We start from the raw sequence: 3,041 nt of genomic DNA on the forward strand, positions 1-3,041 counted from the left end.
TGCTGGGCGAGACCACGTCGGTGGGCCCGCAGGCTCATCAGGCGGACGGCTACTCCAGCGTCACGCATGAGCTGGCGCACCTGGTCCACGACGCGTTGCCCACCGAGGACCGGGCGTGGATCGACACGGTCTGGGAGAACAAGCGGGCGCGGGGCGGCAGCGTGTCCTGGCCGGATGGCGTACGGCTGGAGCTGCCCGACGGCGAAGGGGTGGACAACTACTCCTCGACGAGCGCGGACGAGTACTTCGCCCAGCTGAGCAACGCCTACCTGGGGACCAACCTCGGCACGGACGCGGCGACGGGCCTGGCGCGCAACAACGGGGCGGCGTACGTGCGCCTCCACGAGCGGGAGCTGCTGCCGCTGCTGGAGCGGCTGTACGGCACCGACCCGGAAGCGGTGTACGGGGGACCCGCCAACCCGGTGACGGCGACCGCCGCCGACGACGCCCGGTACGACGCGTTCCGCGATGCCATGGCACTCGAGGAGGACGGCGGCACGCCGCAGGAGCCGGCCCCGGTGGCCGGCACTCGGCCGGCCGACGGAGCGCGAGGCGCGTCCGGGGTGGTCGCCGGGCCGCCCCTGGACCACTTCCGGTCCTCCACGTACATGCTCGGATCCTTCGTGGCCGCCCGGGACTTCACCTCCAGCCGTGGCCCGGTGCAGGTGGACGCGGTGCCGCGGACCCACCAGCTGCTGGGGCGGCCGGACTGGCTGGACGGGCCGGAGCACTACACGCCGGTCGGCGAACCGCGCGATCTTATGTGGCAGTCGGCCCACGTGGTGCACGCGCGACTGGCGCCGGGATTCCAGGACCGGATCGAGGTGACCGAGGAAGGGAGTGACGAGGTCCGGCAGTTGGCGTTCGACGAGTTCGCACGGCTGGTCGCCTCGGACCCCTACCTCGCCCGGGTGCACGCCGGACTCCCGGTCGTGCTGCTGGTGCCGGACGCCCTCTCCCGGAACCTGGAGCTGCTGCGGGCGGTGCGCGACGCGGCCGGCCGGCCCGTCTGGGGACACACCGGGCGCGTGGTGCTGTTCGAGGAGACGCCGGGAGGCGCGCCGGAAATCGGGGTGCTGAAGGATACGGGTCGCGTCGTCGGCCAGTGGCTGTTCCTGCCTGCCGAATCCCGGGGGCGGGAGCCGGAACCCTCTGAGCCGCTCTGGACCGTGGACGGCGAGCTGATCGACGGCGAGGACCTGGTCCTCCACCCGTTCGCCCACCCCGACGGCCGTTTCGCCGGGCACTGGTCCATGGCGGAACGAGAGCGCAGCGGCAGACGCGAGGAGGGACTGTACGCCGTGGCGGACGGCGTGGAGTCGGCGCACTACGAGGATCTGCCCGAGGACGGAGAGAACACCGGCTCCGAGCCCGTCGCCTGGTCCGGAACGAATCCGTACTTCCTCAACGCCCACGGCCGGCCCGGGGCCGTCACCCTAATGACGACGGACGGTGACAGGGCGCGCTTCTCCGGAGAGCACGCGGGACGACTGCTGCGGCAGCGCCGCTCGTTCGTAGAGCTCGTACCGGCGGACAGCCCGGTCGTGGCCCTGGTCTGCCGGGCGGCCGCGTCCCCGTCCGCCGGGACCACCACCTTCGCCCAGGAGCTCGCCGATGCCTCTGGACACGCGGTGTTCGGCGCGCCGACGAATGTCCTCTTCACCAGGCTGGACCCGCCGCTCGCTGTCGCCAACGACGAGAGGACCGGAGAGCCGGGCACGTGGCGCGTCGCTGTCCCCGGGGCGCGGCACGAGGTGTTCGACCGCTTTGTCCGCGAGAGCGGTCTGGTCGGTGACGGCGCGGCCGTCACGGACGACGACCGCATGTGGATGTTCCAGGTGCTGCGTATGGAAAGGGACTTCCACGGCGCCGGCGCGACAGATCCCCTCCGCATCCGTCGACTGGCCACCCTGGCAGGCCTGTACCGGGCGGCCACCCCGAGCACGCACCGTGCCGCGCCGCTCAGCAAGGGACTCCTCCAGAACCTGGCACGGGTGGCCTTCCGTTTCGACGCTTCGCGGACGGTGACCGACGGCGACGTCGCGCACCTGCTGGACCTGGTCGGTGAGCACGGACCGGCCACCCAGAAGGCCCTGTTCGGGCTCGCCCGCGTCAACCCCCCGGCGTCCCCGCCGGGCGACTCCGCCCAGTCGGGCTCCTCCCGCGCGGGCGGCAGTCGTCCCGGGACCGGCGTACGCGGCGCTCCTCCCGGCACGGCGGAGACGTCGCTGAGCCTCGCCGAGGCCCGGAGGCTGGCCGCGGCCGCGGTCGAGGCCGACGCCTCCAAGCTGGCCGCCATGGGCGGGTACGTCCGCAACCCGCAGAACGAGAACCAGATCACCGACCAGGTGGCCCAGAGGCTCCGGGAGATCGTGCCGCAGGCTCAGGCCGCCAGGCCTTTCGCGCCCACCGCGGAGCTGGCCAGGCTGTTCGTCGGCTTCGACGCGAACCTGCGGGGAGCCGTCCAGCCCGACGTGCTGCCGTACCTGGTGCTGGACCGGCCGGACGTGCTGGCGTGGGTGGGCGAGTCCGGCCGCATACGTACGGTGACGCTGACCATACCCGGGTTCGCGCAGTTCCTCGGCTCGTATCCGAACCTCCTGAGCGAACTGGTCGCCGTGGAGAGCTTGCCTCCGATGGCTGAGCATGTGCCGTTCCTGATGCAGTACCAGGACGTGGCCCGGGCCTTGGAGACGGATGCCCGGCTGCGGCAGACGGTGGTGCGCGAGATCGGCCTGGTCAAGGGACTCGGAGGCAAGCTGTCCCTGATCCGTGCGGTCGCGGAGAGCCTGCGGGTCTCGAACGCAGTCGCCTCGGTTCCCCGGCTCGCCGAGGTGCTGCGGACGTCGGCCTCCCCGATGGCTGCCATCAGGACCCTCCGCAACAACCTCAGCCTCACGATGGCGGTCCACGGATACCCGGTGGACACCCAGCAGCTGAAAGCCGTGCTGGGCAGTGCGGGTCTGGTTCGTGCGATGTACCGGTATCCGCAGCAGTTGGCGACCGTGTTCCGGGTGCCTGAGTTGTTGGCGGCGGTGCAG

At 71.9% G+C, this 3,041-nt stretch carries 1 protein-coding gene; it reads left to right on the plus strand.

Features of this window, described 5'->3' with window-relative positions:
* A partial coding sequence (locus ACWCSV_RS34475; protein WP_451149197.1) for a hypothetical protein occupies positions 1 to 3,041 on the plus strand: 3,041 nt, incomplete at both ends.

The sequence above is a fragment of the Streptomyces sp. NPDC001770 genome, from assembly GCF_053596135.1.